Raw genomic sequence first — 17362 nt, 5'->3', positions numbered from 1 at the left:
TCAGTATCCTTCGTCGGCAGGCGGCTGTTGCTGCCGCCGCACTGGCCGAAGCTTGACTGAAAAGGCAATGTCCGAGGCTTCATCCGCCCTGAGTGTAACCATTTTCATGTCATCCCCGCCACGTAGCTCGTCAGGATGCCAGACATGCACCTCATAACCACCTGGCGGAAGATTTGAAAAGACCACGTCGCCAGATTCGTCCGTCTTTCCCACCACGGGGTGCTCACTTACATATATGAAGGCGAGCATATTATCGTGGATATTGCAGCCCAATGCCACCACTCCGGGCTTATCGAACATAATTTTGTTGGTCGTGTCCTGACCATATAGGCGCAGTTCGAACCGCTTGGGTTTGGAGAATGAATACACCTGGTGACGGAACTCGTCCATGTTGGGAAAGGTCACTTCCGTACCCACCGCCACCGCCAGGACAAAAGGGGCAAACATGGTATTCTGCTGAGCCATAACCGCGGCATTTACCGGTTCCGGCATCTCCAGATTTGGTGAAAGCGGCTTGACGCTGATCACGGCATTTCCTACGGCCTCGTCGCTGCCCGCGGTGACGCTAACTCGCAGTTCAGCCGCGCTTGCCACAGACCGAAAGGCACAACACAAAACCAGTATCAGAAAAAAACGCACCACAGGCTGCTCCCCATTTGCACCCAACAGTAGATAATCACTACAAAATCTGCCGCCAGCCTACCAATCAATTATTGGTTATGGCAAGCGGACCGTGTTTGGTTTTAGAATGCGCGTGAACTTTTGTGCATCTTGTACCAAGTGGTTCAATTAGCGAAGCTAAACACGACAATAATGGGAGGATATACCAATGGGGATTACCAAAAGCTTTAAACGCTCATTTATAGCGCTGGCTGCGTCCACAGCGTTGATGACAGCCGCACTGGCACCAACTCAAGCCACCCTTGCCGACGATGCTGCAAAAATAGAATGGGATCTGACCGACCTTTATGCCGACCCAGCAGCCTGGGACGCGGAGCGCCAGCGTGTACTCTCGGAAATGAAGGAAATCGAAAAATTCAAAGGCAAACTGGGCCAGGACGCGAAAACCTTGCTGGCTGCCGCTGACAAGATCTCCAAACTGCAGAAAGAGGCTGTCCGGCTTTTGGTATATGCTGTGTTAGCCGCTGATGAAGACCTGCGCGTGTCAGAAAAACAGGAACACCGCACCCTTGCGCAGTCGCTGCTTTCGTCCTTAAGCCAGGCAACGGCCTTTGTCTCGCCCGAGTTGATCAAGGTCGGCAGCAAGAAGATCGAAAAATTCATCGCTAAGGAACCGGGCCTTGAAAAACACGCTTTCGCCCTGCGCGACACATTGAGGCAGGAAAAATACACCTTGGGTGAGGAAGCCGAAAGTGTGCTGGCAAATGCCGGTGATGTGCTGTCTGGTCCTGGCCAGATTTATGGCCTGATGACCAATGCCAGCCTGCCATGGCCCACAGCAACCCTGTCGACGGGCGAAGAGGTGATGCTTAACCAATCGGCTTACAGCAAGTACCGCGCTGTCGGGAACCGCGACGACCGCAAGCTGGTGTTCGATACATTCTGGGGTGCCTGGAAGACCTATGAAGCCATGTTTGGAGCGACGCTTTCGACCCACGTGCAAGGGCATATTTTCACCGCCAAGTCACGCGGCTATGATAACGCGCTCGAAAGCGCTGTATCAGGCAGCAACATTCCGACAGCTGTTTACCGCGCGCTTGTCAAAGCCGCGAACGACAACCTGCCCTCCATGCACCGTTACCTCAAGCTGCGTCAGCGCCTCCTGGGCCTCGATGACCTGCACTATTATGACATCTATCCAGAAGTAACCCAGCTTGACCGCACGTTCACCATTGATGACGCCAAGGAAATGACCCTCGTCTCACTTGAACCATTTGGTGAGAAATACCTGAGCCATCTGCGAAAGGGATTTGAAGGCCAGTGGATGCACGTCTTCCCACAACAGGGTAAACGCCCGGGCGCCTATATGTTTGGCTCGGCTTACGATGTACACCCCTACCTCTTGCTCAATTATAACAGCGGGTTTGAAGATGTCTCAACCTTCAGCCACGAGTGGGGACATGCGGTACACACCATGTTAAGTCGTGAAAACCAGCCGTATGAGAACTTCAGCTATACCACCTTCACGGCGGAGCTTGCCTCCACCACCAACGAAGTACTGCTGCAGGAGCATATGCTGGCCAAGGACCTGCCGGACGCTGAGCGGCTGTATTACATTGACCGCGCGCTTGAAGGCATCCGCGGCACCTTCTTCCGCCAAACCATGTTCGCGGAGTTTGAGCTGCGCATTCACGAGATGGCTGAGAAAGGCGAAGCCCTCTCAGGCAAGAAGATGACCGAGCTGTATCTGGAGCTTTTGCGCAAGTATCACGGCGAGGAAGAAGGCGTGATGCAGATCGACGACACCTATGGCGTTGAATGGGCCTACATCCCGCATTTCTACCGCAACTTCTATGTCTATCAGTACGCGACTTCGATCTCGGGCGGCACCGCCTTTGCGGAGCGCATGCTGGCGGGAGACGATACCGCGCGAGATGACTATATCCGCGTCCTTGAAGCGGGCGGTTCTGAATATCCGTACGAGTTGTTGAAAAGCGCCAAGATCGATCTCGCGTCCGAGGTACCCTACACCACGCTCATCAACCGTATGAACCGGTTGATGGATGAAGCGGAGAAAATCCTCGACCGCATGGGCAAATAGCGCCATGCCATCCCAACAAAAAAAGGCGGGCCACTCAGCCCGCCTTTCTCTTTTCATTCAATCCCGCAATCCTAGAACTTAACCTTCACGCCCATGTTGGCTGTCCAGTCATACTGTTCATGCTGCATGAGGAAGTCACCGTCCTCGTTACGGTAAACCGCCCGAAAACGGGCGTCGTTGGCGTTTGAAACTTCACCATAGACCTTGATGTTGTCCGTCACCGAATATGCCGCCGAGAAATCCCACTGTGTGTGGTCAAGCACATAACGGTCGCCAAAGCCACCGGCGTTCAGCTCATCCAGATATTCATCACGGTAGGTCATCGCCACCCGCACACTGATCGGGCCTTTTTCGTACCCGAGAACAACGTTGGCGATATTCTTGGATGTTTTCGGCATCGGAATAACCCGTGTTTCTTCCCCGTCAAAAATCTCGGCTTCGCTGTCCACATAGGTATAGTTCAGGCCAACAATCAGGCCGTCAAGGGGGCCAGGCAGGAACGTCAGCGCTTGCTGGTAGTTCAGCTCCACGCCCTTGATGGTGCCCTTGTCGCCATTATAGGGGCGCACAACTTCGTCAAAATACACACCGTTGATGGTGACCTCTTCAAGCGTTCGATCAACGATAAAGTTGTGGATGTCCTTGTAGAACACGCCAACGGAGATCACCGCGTCATTGTTGGGGTACCATTCGACGCTGGCATCAAAGTTGTGAGCCCACATCGGCACGAGCCCGGGGTTACCAATTTCGCCCTCTGTCGTACGCTCTACCTCGCCGTCTTCAACCTCTTCTTCATACTCGATCACGCCTGTAGGTACGACCTTGCTGATATTTGGCCGCACGACCGAGCGGAAGTAAGCCAGACGTGTCACAAGGTTTTCCCGGGCTTCCCAACGCAGGTTCACACTGGGCAGGAAATAGTCATAGGTACGGGCGCGGCTGACCGGGCTGACATTCAGCACGTCATCAGTTTCCGGATCACCATCTTCATCCAACACAGGCACACCTGTATCTGGGTCGATCACAACCTCTTCACCGGCGAAAACGAAGTTGCTGTTGGTTTTAAAATCGGTGAACTCGTAGCGAAGGCCACCAACAACCCGCAGGCTACCGACATCAATGCGGCCTTGCACATAGGTCGCATAGATGTCTTCGGTGGCATCATATTCGATCGCTTCATCACCAAGCGCACTGTCGATATCATTCACTTCAAAGTTGCCACGGTTGGCCGCAAAGAAGTCACGCAACGCAACGGTATTCGGCCCAACGTTACCCATGGCATAATCAAGTGGGTAATCGATGGTAGTGGAGAAGTCCGCGAGCGTGTAATCACCGAGATCCTCATAAACGATAAAGGTCGCGTCCAGCATCTTGTCGCGCAAGCGGGCCTTGGCTCCCCACTTCAACTGCACCGGATTGTCGCCCCAATATGTGTCGTAGGCGAGATCAAATTTGAAGGCGAGTTGCTTATCCGTGGTGACGTTATCCGTATATTCGATGGTGTCCAGTTCATAAGAGCTTAGGTCGCGAAGGCCTTCAAGGTCGGCCTGCGACTGGAATGTGGAACCTGGCATCATACGGTCAGAAAACACGATGCCCGCGTTGAAATCTTCACCCTGGAAATCGGTATCAACCCGGTCCGGTTCAGCTTCTTCAGCGCGAGAGTAGGCGACCGAGTATGTCGCCGTCAGTGCGTTGAAACGGCTTTCGCCGCCCGCAACAACACTGAGGATCTTCTGTGTCTCGATACGGTCCTTCATGTCCCGGTCGGCTTCAATGCCGTTCATGTAAACATAGCCGCTATCAACATCGGACGCATCAAGGTCAAATTCACCGTCGCTGAGCTTCAGTTCCATCCGGCTACGACGTTCAGTATCCTTGAAGTCCGAATAAAGGCCACGAACATAAAGGTCATGATCTTCATTTGGGCGGAAGTCGAGGTTCAGCGCAGCACCAATGCGGCGACGTTCCACCACATAATCGCGGAACTCCAGTTCCTCCGGGTACAAATCGGTGATTTCCTGATCTTCGTCGTCTTCGTTCAGCCAATCGCCATCGACCTCAATGTTATCGGTCCCGAACTTGCGGTTATAGAAGCTGAAAGACCCCGCGACGGCGAAGCGCTCGTTAAAGGCGTTGGCGACTGTCAGCCCAAATTTCGGATTGATCTCATCTTGCTGGCGGTTATAGCTACCTTCGGCCTTGGCTTTGACAAACAAGCCGTCCTTATCAAATCCGGAAAGCGTTTTGATATCAACGTTACCGCCGATAGCGTCTGCGTCCATTTCAGGGGTCAAGGACTTGGTGACTTCAACGGTTTCAAGCAGTTCAGACGGGATAACATCAAGGGCCACCTTGCGGTCACCACCTTCCGGTGACGGCAAGCGCACACCGCCAACCGACGATGAACTCAGGTTCGGGGCAAGGCCACGAATAATGACGTAGCGCCCCTCCCCCTGGTCATTTTCAACCGACAGGCCGACGATACGCCGCACAGCTTCTGTGACGTTCTGGTCCGGAAAGTTGCCAGCAGCATCCGCCGAGAGGAAGTTGGCCACATTATCAGACGCGCGCTGCTTGGAGATGGAGCTGTTGAGGCTGCCGCGCTGACCGAGGACAAAAATTTCCTCAATATCTTTTTCGTTGCCAGCAACGGTAAATTCCAGCTTGCCTCCCTCTTCTGTAACTGTGATTTTCCGCATCAGCGGTTCGGCACCCACATAGGAAACGATCACGGTATATTCGCCAGCCGGGACGTTGGCAAAGCGGAACGTACCGTCACTGCCCGTAGAAGCCCGACGATTCAGTTCCTCAATTTTGACCACCGCGCCTTCAAGCGACGTTGCGGAATTCCTGGTTTTCACCTGACCGGTGACATCGGCACCGTGGGCAGCGGTGGCGGTGAGAAGCGCGAGCGCGCTGGCTGATGCCATCACTGCCTGGCGCAAATTGGTGCGTTGCGTATCAAAAGACATGGCTTTTCCCTGAACCTGTAAATTGGTTATGAGTATGTGTCCGCACACTTCATGAGTGACGGCTCGCCTTTTGATCAGCCTCAATTGTGACCGTAGGGTTAAGCCATGATTAACGTTTTTTAACGCCCGCAGACTATACCGCGGGTGTGGCATCGCGGTAACGCAAGCATGGGTTCAGGGCGTGTCTTTAACGGCGGCAAGCGCGCCTGAGAAAAACTCACGCCGCAGCAGTATCAACACTACAAACAGCGTGCCGGCCATAAATAGCGTGGGGCTGAAAAACCAGCCCAACACGGCAAGGCCAAAGAAATTGGCGCGCAAGCCTCGGTTAAAGTGGTGCCCGCACAGAGCGGCCAGCCTTGACGCCGCCTTGGCGCGCGCCAAGGCTATATCGGTCCCTGCGTCAGCGGGGTCACACATGGCCCCCACTGATATGGCGCAATAATTCGCAAGCCGAATGGCCCAGGCGAACTTGAAGAAGGCATAAACAAAAATACCCAGTAGCAAGGTGAGTTTGATCGACCAGCGCCCCGGTGAAATCGGGGCCGCGAAGGGTACGGAGGAGAAGGCTGCGCTCAATTCTTCATTATACGCCAGGCCTGCGATCAAACCACCAATGACAAAGATGTTGGTAGAGGCAAAAATGCTGACACCTGACACCAACACGCCAAGGATGGAGCTATCCAGCATGCGAAACTCACGCCGTCTGGCTTCCTGCATCCAGTTTTCGCGCTGCCTGTCAATCGCGGCGGAGATAGACCTGGCTCTCAGCGCGCTATGATCCGTGACCAGGGTATACACCCCGATCATAATGAGGAAGAAGCCCAGCGCAATAACATCCATGTTGCTCATATAGTCGAAGAAATGCATCATCTCATCCTCTGGCCGCTTGCGCTCTATAACAGCAGCCGTACCGCGAAACGGCAAGGCCAAATTGACATCGACTGAGCAATGCCGCCCGCCTGCAGCTAACATACCCCTCGCCGTAAGCAGGGAAAAAAGGCATGCGCGTTTTGGCTGTTTTATTCAGCATGGTTATCACCCATGTTGCCGCTGGTACACACATGTCATTTCGTGGCGTCCGAAACGCAACCGACCGCGCATATCTGATCAAGCGCACAGGAAACGGGCCCCCGGCAGGACTGAATACCTTTATCTTTGAAACAAAAAAATTTGGTCAGGGCTCCCACATGGCATTCCACTCCCTTGTGGAGCTTGTACGATCGCCCCGACCTGATCGCCTGGCTCCCAAGGATCTCGTCCGATTACTGTGGCGACCCGGGCAAATAGAAAACACGTTTCAGCCTGATGATTTTCACCAACTCCCGCCGGTGGACAAGAACGGCGCCTGCATCCAAAGCCCATTCAATACGCGGTCCAAACAGGTCAAAATGTTCCTTGGCGCTGCCAGCATACTGCAACCATGCAGGCATCAGGCCTATATCGTAGCCGAAGGCTGTAAGTTCGCAGGTTCCATCCACCCCCGCCAAGTCAGACAGAAGATGCGACGACGGCCCGAAGCGGTGCCCCCAATCCCATGGTGGATCAATGAAAACGGCCATGGGTCAACGATGCCCAAAAACGCTGCCCCACACAAGGCAGGCCGTTGCTAAAGCACGCTGGCGATGGAGCGCGCCACATATGGGATATTCTCGTCAGTCAGGCCTGCAACATTGATACGGCCATTCGCCGGGAAGTAGATCGACTTGTCTTTTTGAACCATCGCGACCTGTTCGGGCGACAAACTCAAAAGAGAGAACATACCGGTTTGCCGCGCTACGCCGCTAAAACGGTCCCCAAAGCCTTCACGTGCAAACGCGTCCGCGAGACCACGGCGTAGGCCGTTGACGCGGTCCCGCATCGACGACAATTCCATGATCCAGTCAGCCCGAAGATCACTGTCTTCCAATACCGTCGTCGCAAGTGCTGCACCGTGCGCGGGCGGCATGGAATAGTTGGCGCGCGCGAGCTGCGCCAGATTGGTGACAAAGGCGTCCCGTGCGGCAGCTTGCTCACCTTTGGCGAAAAGGACGCCTGTGCGTTCGCGGTACAGGCCGAAGTTTTTCGAACACGAGTAAGACAACAGAGCCTCAGGCTGGGACGCAAAAATCATCCGCACTGCCTCCGCGTCTTCCTCCAGTCCGGCGGCGAAACCCTGATATGCCATGTCAAGAAAGGGAACCAGTTCTCTGGCGCGCAAAAGCTCAGCCACCCGTTTCCAGTCAGCCAGCAACAGGTCGGCCCCCGTTGGATTGTGGCAACACGCATGCAGCAGCACCACATCGCCAGGCTTGGCACCTTCAAGTGACGCCAGCATGCCATCAACATCAACGGTCGCTGTCTTTTGGTCATAATAGGCATATGGCTTGTGGCTAAGACCGGCAGCAGCCAGTGTTGGCACATGATTTGCCCATGTCGGTGTACTTACCCAGATGGTGGTGTCCGGCTTCGAGAATGCGATCAGTTCAAATGCCAACCTCAATGCCCCACAGCCGCCTGGTGTCTGAATGGCACCAAGACGATCACCGAGGTCAGACACAAGGTCTTCCCCAAACACCAGCTTCGCACAAGCATCGGTGAACCCAGGCCAGCCGCTTGGAGCGATATAAACCTTGCTCCCTTCCTCCTTGGATAGACGCGCAAACGCCTGCTGCACCGCACCGAGAATAGGTGTCCGGCCATCCGCCGTCTTATAGACGCCAACACCAAGATCGACTTTCTCCGGATTGCTGTCAGCCTTGAACAGCGCGGAAAGACCGAGGATCGGGTCAGCTGGCAGCTTGGTAAGGTGGGAAAACATCATCAGCCCCTTGCATCTGAAATTAACTCGCTTCATTTTGTTACAAATGAAACTAAATGAAGCTCATACAATATACAAGGCTGTACACTAGCCATACCGCGCCATCGTTCAAGCTTTTAGCGTCCATCTACGACAAGAATTTCTGCGATCCTGTCAGAATTAAACTAAATTTAATATTCCATTGAAAAGATGCGGAAAACCCAGTTGGATGAACCTTATGATGGCTTCTCTACCCCACTCCGCGCTCAAGCTTCTGCTTGTCGTCTTCTTGTGCACAAGGGTTGCTGTCCCTGTCACGGCTGAAGAGCCGCATAACGGCATCAGGCTCCTGTATTTCTCCTCATTCCCTGAAATCGTCCAGCCAGAGGACAACGCAGGACTCGCCGAACTGGCAACGGCCATCGCTGAACAAAAGCGCGCCCACCCTGAAACATATTTTATCGATGGCGGGGCCTCCCTTGGCCCTAGCGTGCTTGGCGCCCTCGATAGAGGCGCCCATATGGTCGATATTCTGAATGCAATTGGCCCCGAGTTCATGGCCATCGGGAAAAAAGAGTTCTCATACGGTTACGATGAATTGATTGTCAACGCGCTCGCCAGCGCCTTTCCTTTTGTAACCTCGAACCTCATCGACCGCGAAACGGGCCGGCAAATCGATGGCACGGACCGCTATTTCCTCCTCGAAGGCGCAAACCTTAAGGTAGGCTTTATTGCGTTAACGTCCCACAACGCCATCTTTGAGTATGGCGCCAATCAGGCCCACCCCCGCGACACAAGTGAAACCGTCAGTGATCTCAGCAAAGAATTGCGGGAACTGGGGGCTGACGCAGTGTTCTTGATGGCTGATACCGATTATGACGATCTTAGCGAATACCGTGCCGCCGGATTAGTTGACGGTATCTTCTACACCCACAATTTTGGCAACCCGCACTCGCTCGATCATCAGGGCGTAATGCATACAGAAGGGGCGCTGGACGGCAAGATCCTTGTTCTCGACCTCTGGCATAGTAGTGAGGGCAAACTTCAAAGTCAGGCTTCCATGCTCGACATATCCACCTTTTCGCCAGATCCATCGGTTGCAAACCTTATCACATCATACCAAACACGACTGAGCGAGCGGTTGAGCCCGCCCATCGCCAAAGTTATCACCTCGTTTGATACCCTGCGAACCAGCGTTCGGTCGCGTGAAAACGCATTCGGCAACTTCATTGCGGATGCCCTGCGCGATCAATTGGCAGCGGAGGCCGTCCTTATCAATAGCGGCGCCATCAGAGGCAACCGGAAATACGCGTCCGGCACCGAGATAAGCCGAGGGAATATTCAGCGAGAACTGCCCTTCGGCAACCGCACGACCCTCCTGAACATAAAAGGCGCTACCCTTCAAAAGGCGCTTGAGCACGGACTGGAGTGCGCAAGAAGGGCGGATGGTTGTGCGCTGCAGGTATCAAACCTGCGCATCATATTTGACAGCAGCCGGCCAAAAGACCAGCGTATCCAAAAAATCGCGATCGCAGGCAAGCCGCTTGAAGCGGAAAAATACTATCTTGTTGGTGTTTCTGATTTTATGGCGGCAGGAAATGACGGCTATGGGATGCTGAAAAATGTGGAACGCGTGTCAAACCGCAGCACCAACCGCGCGATGTGGGACCTTGTGGCCGAATATGCGGAGAAACTCGGCCAGATTGCCCCAACGGTGGAGGGGCGAATGATAGATAATACAGCGCCAAGGCCCGAATGAGCACCCAGAGGAAAAATAAAACCCATAAGCGGCGCCATCTGGGTCTTCGGGTAAAGGGGGTGATTGGCCTGTTGCTCGGGCTTTTGGTGTTCGTCTCTGTTCTCTCCTACGCATCGCTACGCCGATTCACTGATCAGGTAAACATTCTGTCTGATCAGGCCTTGCCGTCGCTGGCTGCAACGATGGAGCTTACCACGTTGCTAGAAGACATACTCCAGAACGCAGAGCGCTTGATGACCGCCGAGGTGCAGGCCGCGCGGCGTATCGCTTACGACGCCACCAAAGACAGTATCGAAGTTGGAACAACGCTGGTGAATGAAGGCGAGACCGTGGCGGCGACAAAGGACTTGCGGGCTATTCTGTCGATCCTGTCCACCACCGCTGATGACCTGAATGACCTCATCAACGACAAGCTCAATGCTGGAAACGACCTTCATTTCCAGCGCCAAAAACTGAACGAATGGGCCGTTGATGATCTTCAGGCGTCACCAAGCGACGGATCAGCATATCTGCTTTGGGTAAATTCAGTCCGTGCGCTTGTATTGCAGTCAGCGTCCCTTTCCCCAGGCAGCAACGTCCGCATGCAACGCCGCGATATCTTGATGATCAACCGCCAACTGACTGCTCTTGAGGGCGACATTGCACAACTGCCTGCGGTCTTACGACCAACGGCTACCGACAGGCTGGGACAACTGAAAGTTCGCCTGACGGGAGATCGTGGCCTTATTACGACGCTCTCCACCTTCAATCAGCTTGACCTGCGCTCCAAGGCACTTGCGCGGCAGATGCGTGTCCTGGCCAGCGAATTGTTACGGGAAACCAATACGCTGTCAGCCGAAGAGAGCGAACGAGCCAAAATGTCAACACAAAGCCTGATTATCCGGGCCGAAAAAGATATCACCTGGCTTATTTTGACTGTGCTGACCGCGATCTTTGTTGCGGGTGCCAGCATCTATTATATCGACCGACGGGTCATAAGGCGCCTCACCAATCTGAAGGAGGCAGTAAACGCTCAGTCTGACGGTATTTCCGCCGTAATACCGGTTGAAGATAACGATGAAATCACCGAAATCTCTGAGGCGGTCAAATACTTCATCACCGAGATTGACCACCGCCAGCAAAGACTGCTGGCCAGCGCCGAGCAAGTTAAAGATGTTATCCGGTTGTCACCGCAAGCGATGTGCATCACCACCAACACCGATGTTCTCTTTCACAACGAAGCTTTCAAAGACATGTGGCCTTCCGGCGGTCATTTTTCCGATATTCTGGCCCACATCCCGGCAGACCTCCTTGATGCCAGAGGAGAAACTGCCGTTGTCGACCGGCATCAGATCAACTTGACTGGCGACAGGGCGCGCTGGTTTGACCTTGCCTCGAGCCCGGTGGAATGGGACGGGAAAAAGGCGCGGCAACTGATTCTCGTCGATGTGACCAACCAAGTGCAAATTGAAGAGACCTTGCGTGCCGCGCGCGAAAAGGCCGAAGCGGCCGCGCAAGCCAAGTCAAGCTTCCTTGCGATGATGAGCCACGAGATACGCTCGCCAATGAACGGCATTATCTCCGTCGCAGAGATACTGGATCGTGGGAAACTAGGTAAGGAACAGAAACAACTGGTCGGCGTCATCAACCAGTCCGCTGAAACCCTGCTGACGATCATCGATGACATACTGGACCTGTCCAAGATTGAAGCAGGCAAGCTTGCAATCAATAGATTCGACTTTGACTTGCCTGCCGTGATTACCGGTGTTGCAGACCTGCTCGCACCCAGTTTTCACCAGAAGAACCTGAGCCTTAATCTCAACCTCTCGCCTGACCTGCCCCGTTTCGTGCATGGCGACGCCAACCGCATACGGCAAATTCTTTTTAACCTCCTTGGAAACGCGGCCAAATTTACCGAGCAGGGCGGAGCCACCCTAACAGCAACCTCAACTGAGCTTGACGGCAATGAAGCCACAATCGATCTGGTAATTACCGACACCGGGATTGGAATCAACCGTGAGGTTCTTGATCGCCTGTTCCAGCCATTTGAACAAGCGGACTCTTCCGTCGCGCGGCAGTATGGCGGGACCGGCCTCGGGCTTAGCATATGCAGACGGCTAGCGCAGCTTATGGCCGGTGAAATCAGTGTCTCAAGTAAAGAAGGGCATGGCTCCACCTTCACACTGACTATCTCGCTTCCGCTGGCAAAAACGCCGGATGACATCAGAAAAAGCAACATAGACCATGACACGTCCGTTGACCTTCGCCAGCCTGAAGGCGCGCAATTGCATATTCTCGTCGTGGAAGATAACCACATAAACCAAATTGTGATCGGGAAAATTCTGCGTGAATTGGGCTGCAGCTATGACACCGCGGACGACGGCATTCTGGCCCTCGATAAGTTTGGAAAGAACCGATATGACCTTGTACTGACTGACCTTCGCATGCCGAATATGGACGGCTTCGCGCTGGCACGTGCCATTCGTGACGGAGAAGACGGCGAAAATCACATGCCTATCGTCGCCGTATCGGCGGATGCAATGGAAGAAGCCCGCGACGAAAGCGCCCGCTCTGGGATCGATGCGTTCCTGACCAAGCCAATAAAGATTGAAGACGTCCGGCGCTGTCTGGAAAGCCACGTTGGCCGGCAACGCGAATTAAAATGGCGATCCCGGGAGGACTCGAACCCCCAACCTGCTGATTAGAAGTCAGCTGCTCTATCCAGTTGAGCTACGGGACCGCATCGTCAAGGACGGTCAAACCGACCTTACTTGAAATTGTCGGAATACGCTTGGATATGGCGTTTTTTCCGATGAACAGGCCGCACCTCAAATGGCAGGCTGTTGCGCTGTGCATAGGCTTCCGCCTCATGCTGGGTAGCGAACGTCATACGGATCTGGCCGCGCATATCACGCGAGCCGGTCCAGCCCATCAGGGGATCAATATCTTTCGCAAGTTCCGGCTCAAATTCCAGCACCCATTTCTGAGTATTAGCGGTACCAGATTGCATCGCGTTTTTTGCGGGTTGATAAATGCGCGCTTTCACGGGCTTCTATCCTTCCAACCTTTGTCTGAGCCGGTCCCGCATCAGCGGATGCTCAGGCGTGTTAAATCCTGTGTGCGTGACGGGCAATATACCCTGCCAAACGGAAGCGCACACTATCCCAAACTTTTCGGAAATGGAACATAGAAAAGCAGCAATAAACTTTTCCCGCCCTGAAACGAAAAGCGGCCCGACCATAAGGCCGGACCGTCTTCTGAACCACTTGGCGGTTAAGTGGTCGGGGAGAGAGGATTCGAACCTCCGGCCCCCTGTACCCAAAACAGGTGCGCTACCAGGCTGCGCCACTCCCCGACGCCCGCGCTTTCTAATGTTGCGTCCGCATGAATGCAAGAAGAAAAATGAAATTTTTATCGCAACATAAAATCCGCCCTGCTCAGGAGTGCAGTCTACGGCAATATCGCGCGATGTTGGTTGGTGTCGTACCATCTGGCAAATGCACTGCCTGCAACACTTCCATATGGTTTCCGCCCGGCAGCAAAAGGCGCTTCGCCGACATCAATTCCCGTCCCTTGAAATAGGCCGCTGTATTCAATTCCGTGACCGAGAGTGCTGTTACCGAAAGAGAATCCGCAAGCTCCCCGCCTGCAAACGGCCGCGCAGTGCCATCGGGAACACCGGTAAAGCTGTGGGTATGTTGTTCACCTTCCGCGTCGGTCCAGCTCATTTCAAAATGCAAGCCCTCACGCACCTCGCTAATGATATAATAACCAGCCCTGGGAGGCTCACTCTGCTGGTAAATACATGTTTCCGGTTCCAGTTCCCAAACGCCAAGGAAGTCCTGATAAATTTTATGATGCGCCATGAAACTATTACCTTATTGGATGTCAGAAACGTCAGCCCCGGAACCGAAGCGCCTTAAAAAGGCCGCTTGCCGCCGCAACAACACGGTCATCTACCCTCATTATACCTTTCACCGCAACCATTCCGTCACCGGCAACCACCGCCGATGCGGTACCCGACAGCCATTCGCCCTTGAAGGCCGGGCCAATGAAATCTGTGGTCATGCGCACAGTCACGAAGGGAGGTTCTGAAATTTCAAAAACAGCGGTCGCCAGCAAGATGTCGGCAAATGTCATGATCATGCCGCCATGGCAGGCTCCGCCTGCATTGATGTGCTTTTCCGCTACACGAAACCCCCGCTGCTTGCCGTCGGTGGTTATACGCTCAAAGATGGGACCATTTTCCCACCCAAAGGGGCTATTGGACAATATCGCCTCATAGCCATCGGGCGGGTTGGCATCGGCGACCATTTCGGCGGTCGCTTTTCTGGCGTTGGCTGTCATAGGAGTGGCCTCACCGGGCCTGCCAGCCGTCAATCAGCGGATGGCGTACATAATCACCCGCGTTGATAGCCAGTTCAGCCGCACGGCCGCCAGCGATCTCGAGCACAGCGATCGCTCGCCCGACGGACTGACGGGGCGTATCCGTGCGCGGCCGCGCCTCGCGCACAATATTCAATATCCTGCCGTCGGCGCGTATAAAAATAATATCAAGCGGGATATAGGTATTTCGCATCCAGAAGGAGCGAGGGGCCGAGTCGTCGAAGATGAACAACATGCCTTTGTCAGCCTCAAGTTCCTCACGGTACATAAGGCCGCGCGCGCGTTCCTGATCATTGAGTGCAAGTTCGACAGTGAAGCGGTGTGAGGTGGATGATGTCTCGACAGTAACCGTCTGGTCATCGCTGGCAGGTCCTGCGCAGGCAGGGACTGCCAGAAAGCACAAAAGCACGGCTGTTATCATCATCCGTGCTTTTGACATCACTGTTGTCTCCCATGCCGGGTGTGCATTGCGCTTTTGCCTACGCGTCACCGGGTAACGCTATTTGCGCAACTAGCGGGCCACGCTCTCCGGTCCCGATACGCACACGCACTTCTTGTGCTGGCTCGAGATCAGTCAGTCCGGCCCGGCGCAAGGTTTCAATATGCACAAAGATATCCTGGGTCCCCTCCCCGCGGGACACAAACCCGTAGCCCTTGGTGCGGTTGAACCACTTTACCACAACGTCCTCGAACTCGGGAGAAACGTCGATTTCCATACCGGGGTGAGAAAATGAAGAGCGTCCAAGGTCTTCCGGCGCGACCGCGGTAGAAAGGTCAAGCGACTGCACTCGGATAGCCTGACGGCCTTTATCACGGTGCACAGCTTCACAAATCACGGTAGTGCCCTCAGGCACGGAACGGCGGCCGACATTGCGCAGAACAGAGAAGTGCAGCAGCACGTCACCATCCTCGTCATCCGGGACAATGAAGCCATACCCCTTGACTGCATCAAACCATTTGACCCTGCCAGTCACCTGCTGGCCAATTTCCTCGGGCCGTTCCTCAGAACAGATCGTACTACGGCCGTCCATACTATTCCCCCCTTAGGAATTTCACGCACTAGCTCACTACAAAGGTAAATTTTTCGTAATGCTAGTCATAAAAATTGGCGCCCGCAACTGTTTTGTCGCGGGCGCCATTGGTCAAGCTATTGTTTAGCTGGCGATTTTCAGTGCTCGCCAGCATCCTTTGGCTCACCCACTTTCTCATGATGATGCTCGATAAAGTGCGACTCGTACAACTTATCCGTCATCGGCTCAAGCAGATAGGCCACGCCGAGATAACCGACAATCGACATCACAATGGTGTAAGGCAGAGCCATTTTCACCATCGTCATATAAGAAAGCCGGATAAGCGGTGCAAGCGCACTGGTCAGCAGGAACAGGAACGCTGCCTGCCCGTTTGGCGTCGCTACGCTCGGGATGTTGGTGCCGGTGTTTATCGCCACCGCCATCAGGTCAAACGCGTCACGCGTAATAATACCATCGGCAAGGGCTTTCGCAGTTTCACTGACATACACCGTTGCAACAAATACGTTGTCCGAGATCGCAGACAAGACACCGTTCGCTACATACAGCGCAGTAATTTGACCATGGCCGTCCAGCCCCAAGACAAACTCGGTAACCGGCGTGAAGAGGCCATTATCACTGATAACGCCCACTACGGCAAAAAACACAACGAGGAGCGACGTGAACGGCAGTGCCTCTTCAAACGCGTGGCCAATCTGGTGCTCTTCCGTCACACCAGTAAACGCCGTAGCAAGTACGATAACGGAAAGGCCGATCAGACCAACCTCTGCCATGTGAAACAGCAGACCAACGATCAACCAAACCGCCACAATGCCCTGAACGACAAGTGCCGCTTTATCGCGAGAGGTACGGCGTTCGCTTTGATAGACGTCATAGTCCTGAAGAATATTCAGCACTTTCGGCGGGATCTTGGCACCGTAGCCCAAGATACCTGTTACCTCAAGCATCGCGCAAGTGATGAGGCCCGCAATAAGAACCGGCAGTGTCACTGGCAGCATCCGCCAGAAGAACTCAACGAACTCCCAGTTCGCACGGTCGCCGATCATGAGGTTTTGGGGCTCACCCACCAGGGTCATCACACCACCAAGTGCGGTACCAACAGCGGCGTGCATCATCAGGCTGCGCAGGAATGCCCGGAAACCTTCAAGGTCATCCTCGCTCAGCTTGTCCAACTCTCCATCATGCATGTGGTCATGGTCATGATGGAAATCCTTGCCTGATGCCACTTTGTGGTAGATCGAGTAGAAACCAACCGAAATCGCAATCACAACAGCCGTGACTGTCAAGGCGTCAAGGAACGCCGACAGGAAAGCTGCCATGAAGCTGAACAGTAAGGAAAGCAATACCTTGTTGCGTACTTTCACCAAGATCTTGGTAAAGACAAACAAGAGCATGCTTTTCATGAAATAGATGCCGGCCACCATGAAGACAAGCAGCATGATAACCTGTAGCCCCATCTCAAGTTCGTGCCACACGGTATCAGGCGATGTCATGCCTATGGCAACGGCCTCAAGGGCCAGCAGGCCACCCGGTTGAAGCGGGTAACATTTAAGCGCCATTGCGAGTGTGAAGATGAATTCAAGTACCAGCGCCCAACCTGCCACATATGTATCGACAGCAAAAAACAGGATCGGGTTGATGATAAGAAAGGCCAGAATGGTAAGCTTGTACCACTCGGCGGAGTTCCCCAGGAAATTCCTCCCGGCCGGATTCGCAAACAGCGACGCCATAATA

General features: G+C 54.1%; 17 protein-coding genes and 2 tRNA genes. 3 read left to right on the top strand and 16 right to left on the bottom strand.

Annotation, left to right across the window (positions count from 1 at the left end; genetic code table 11):
• On the bottom strand, positions 1-642 hold the full coding sequence (locus tag OEU85_RS09990; RefSeq protein WP_262691329.1) for a carboxypeptidase regulatory-like domain-containing protein: 642 nt from the start codon (positions 640-642) through the stop codon (positions 1-3).
• Between the two features lie 187 nt (positions 643-829).
• Here OEU85_RS09990 and pepF point away from each other — a divergent pair, with 187 nt between their 5' ends.
• Complete coding sequence (gene pepF / locus OEU85_RS09985; protein WP_262691328.1) at positions 830-2722, top strand: oligoendopeptidase F; 1893 nt, start codon at positions 830-832, stop codon at positions 2720-2722.
• 71 nt (positions 2723-2793) lie between these two features.
• On the opposite strand, the gene OEU85_RS09980 is transcribed toward pepF, so the two are convergent.
• The 4 genes from OEU85_RS09980 to OEU85_RS09965 all read right to left on the bottom strand — a co-directional run bounded on the left by OEU85_RS09980 (position 2794) and on the right by OEU85_RS09965 (position 8500).
• Entirely contained in the window at positions 2794-5697 is a 2904-nt protein-coding gene (locus tag OEU85_RS09980) for a TonB-dependent receptor (protein WP_262691327.1), read from the bottom strand.
• A gap of 174 nt (positions 5698-5871) precedes the next feature.
• Positions 5872-6672, bottom strand: a complete 801-nt coding sequence (locus tag OEU85_RS09975) for a DUF599 domain-containing protein (RefSeq protein WP_262691326.1) — start codon at positions 6670-6672, stop codon at positions 5872-5874.
• A 290-nt stretch (positions 6673-6962) separates the two neighbouring features.
• Entirely contained in the window at positions 6963-7259 is a 297-nt protein-coding gene (locus OEU85_RS09970; RefSeq protein ID WP_262691325.1) for a DUF4031 domain-containing protein, read from the bottom strand.
• 47 nt (positions 7260-7306) lie between these two features.
• The gene (locus tag OEU85_RS09965) at positions 7307-8500 is read right to left on the bottom strand and encodes an amino acid aminotransferase (RefSeq protein WP_262691324.1); all 1194 of its coding nucleotides are present in this window, start codon (positions 8498-8500) and stop codon (positions 7307-7309) included.
• A gap of 214 nt (positions 8501-8714) precedes the next feature.
• Between OEU85_RS09965 and OEU85_RS09960 the strand changes: the two genes are divergently transcribed.
• Positions 8715-10235, top strand: coding sequence for a bifunctional metallophosphatase/5'-nucleotidase (locus OEU85_RS09960; protein ID WP_262691323.1), 1521 nt, complete (start codon positions 8715-8717; stop codon positions 10233-10235).
• Between the two features lie 200 nt (positions 10236-10435).
• Here OEU85_RS09960 and OEU85_RS09955 read toward each other — a convergent pair whose 3' ends face one another.
• The 3 genes from OEU85_RS09955 to OEU85_RS09945 all read right to left on the bottom strand — a co-directional run bounded on the left by OEU85_RS09955 (position 10436) and on the right by OEU85_RS09945 (position 11731).
• Complete coding sequence (locus OEU85_RS09955; RefSeq protein ID WP_262691322.1) at positions 10436-10672, bottom strand: hypothetical protein; 237 nt, start codon at positions 10670-10672, stop codon at positions 10436-10438.
• 423 nt (positions 10673-11095) lie between these two features.
• On the bottom strand, positions 11096-11380 hold the full coding sequence (locus OEU85_RS09950) for a hypothetical protein (RefSeq protein ID WP_262691321.1): 285 nt from the start codon (positions 11378-11380) through the stop codon (positions 11096-11098).
• A 21-nt stretch (positions 11381-11401) separates the two neighbouring features.
• Positions 11402-11731, bottom strand: a complete 330-nt coding sequence (locus OEU85_RS09945; protein ID WP_262691320.1) for a hypothetical protein — start codon at positions 11729-11731, stop codon at positions 11402-11404.
• Between the two features lie 21 nt (positions 11732-11752).
• Between OEU85_RS09945 and OEU85_RS18620 the strand changes: the two genes are divergently transcribed.
• Positions 11753-12919, top strand: a complete 1167-nt coding sequence (locus OEU85_RS18620; protein ID WP_394805411.1) for an ATP-binding protein — start codon at positions 11753-11755, stop codon at positions 12917-12919.
• On the opposite strand, the gene OEU85_RS09930 is transcribed toward OEU85_RS18620, so the two are convergent.
• From OEU85_RS09930 to nhaB, 8 genes are all read right to left on the bottom strand, one after another.
• Positions 12878-12954: transfer RNA gene (locus OEU85_RS09930), tRNA-Arg, on the bottom strand. The genes OEU85_RS18620 and OEU85_RS09930 overlap by 42 nt on opposite strands.
• A 27-nt stretch (positions 12955-12981) precedes the next feature.
• Complete coding sequence (locus tag OEU85_RS09925; protein ID WP_262691317.1) at positions 12982-13260, bottom strand: ETC complex I subunit; 279 nt, start codon at positions 13258-13260, stop codon at positions 12982-12984.
• A 232-nt stretch (positions 13261-13492) separates the two neighbouring features.
• A tRNA-Pro gene (locus tag OEU85_RS09920) sits at positions 13493-13569 on the bottom strand.
• 82 nt (positions 13570-13651) lie between these two features.
• On the bottom strand, positions 13652-14080 hold the full coding sequence (locus OEU85_RS09915) for a hypothetical protein (RefSeq protein WP_262691316.1): 429 nt from the start codon (positions 14078-14080) through the stop codon (positions 13652-13654).
• 31 nt (positions 14081-14111) lie between these two features.
• Entirely contained in the window at positions 14112-14561 is a 450-nt protein-coding gene (locus tag OEU85_RS09910) for a PaaI family thioesterase (RefSeq protein ID WP_262691315.1), read from the bottom strand.
• Positions 14562-14571: 10 nt separating this feature from the next.
• A complete protein-coding gene (locus OEU85_RS09905) occupies positions 14572-15039 on the bottom strand; it encodes a DUF192 domain-containing protein (RefSeq protein WP_262691314.1) in 468 nt (155 codons plus the stop codon).
• Positions 15040-15079: 40 nt separating this feature from the next.
• A complete protein-coding gene (locus OEU85_RS09900) occupies positions 15080-15631 on the bottom strand; it encodes a cold-shock protein (RefSeq protein WP_262691313.1) in 552 nt (183 codons plus the stop codon).
• Between the two features lie 137 nt (positions 15632-15768).
• Positions 15769-17358, bottom strand: a complete 1590-nt coding sequence (gene nhaB / locus OEU85_RS09895) for a sodium/proton antiporter NhaB (RefSeq protein WP_262691312.1) — start codon at positions 17356-17358, stop codon at positions 15769-15771.
• Between the last annotated feature and the right edge of the window lie 4 nt (positions 17359-17362).

The organism is Kordiimonas aestuarii, from assembly GCF_025574465.1.
GTDB lineage: Bacteria > Pseudomonadota > Alphaproteobacteria > Sphingomonadales > Kordiimonadaceae > Kordiimonas > Kordiimonas aestuarii.
The sequence above is the reverse complement of the archived record's forward strand: the minus strand, read 5'-3'. Positions and strand labels throughout refer to the sequence as shown.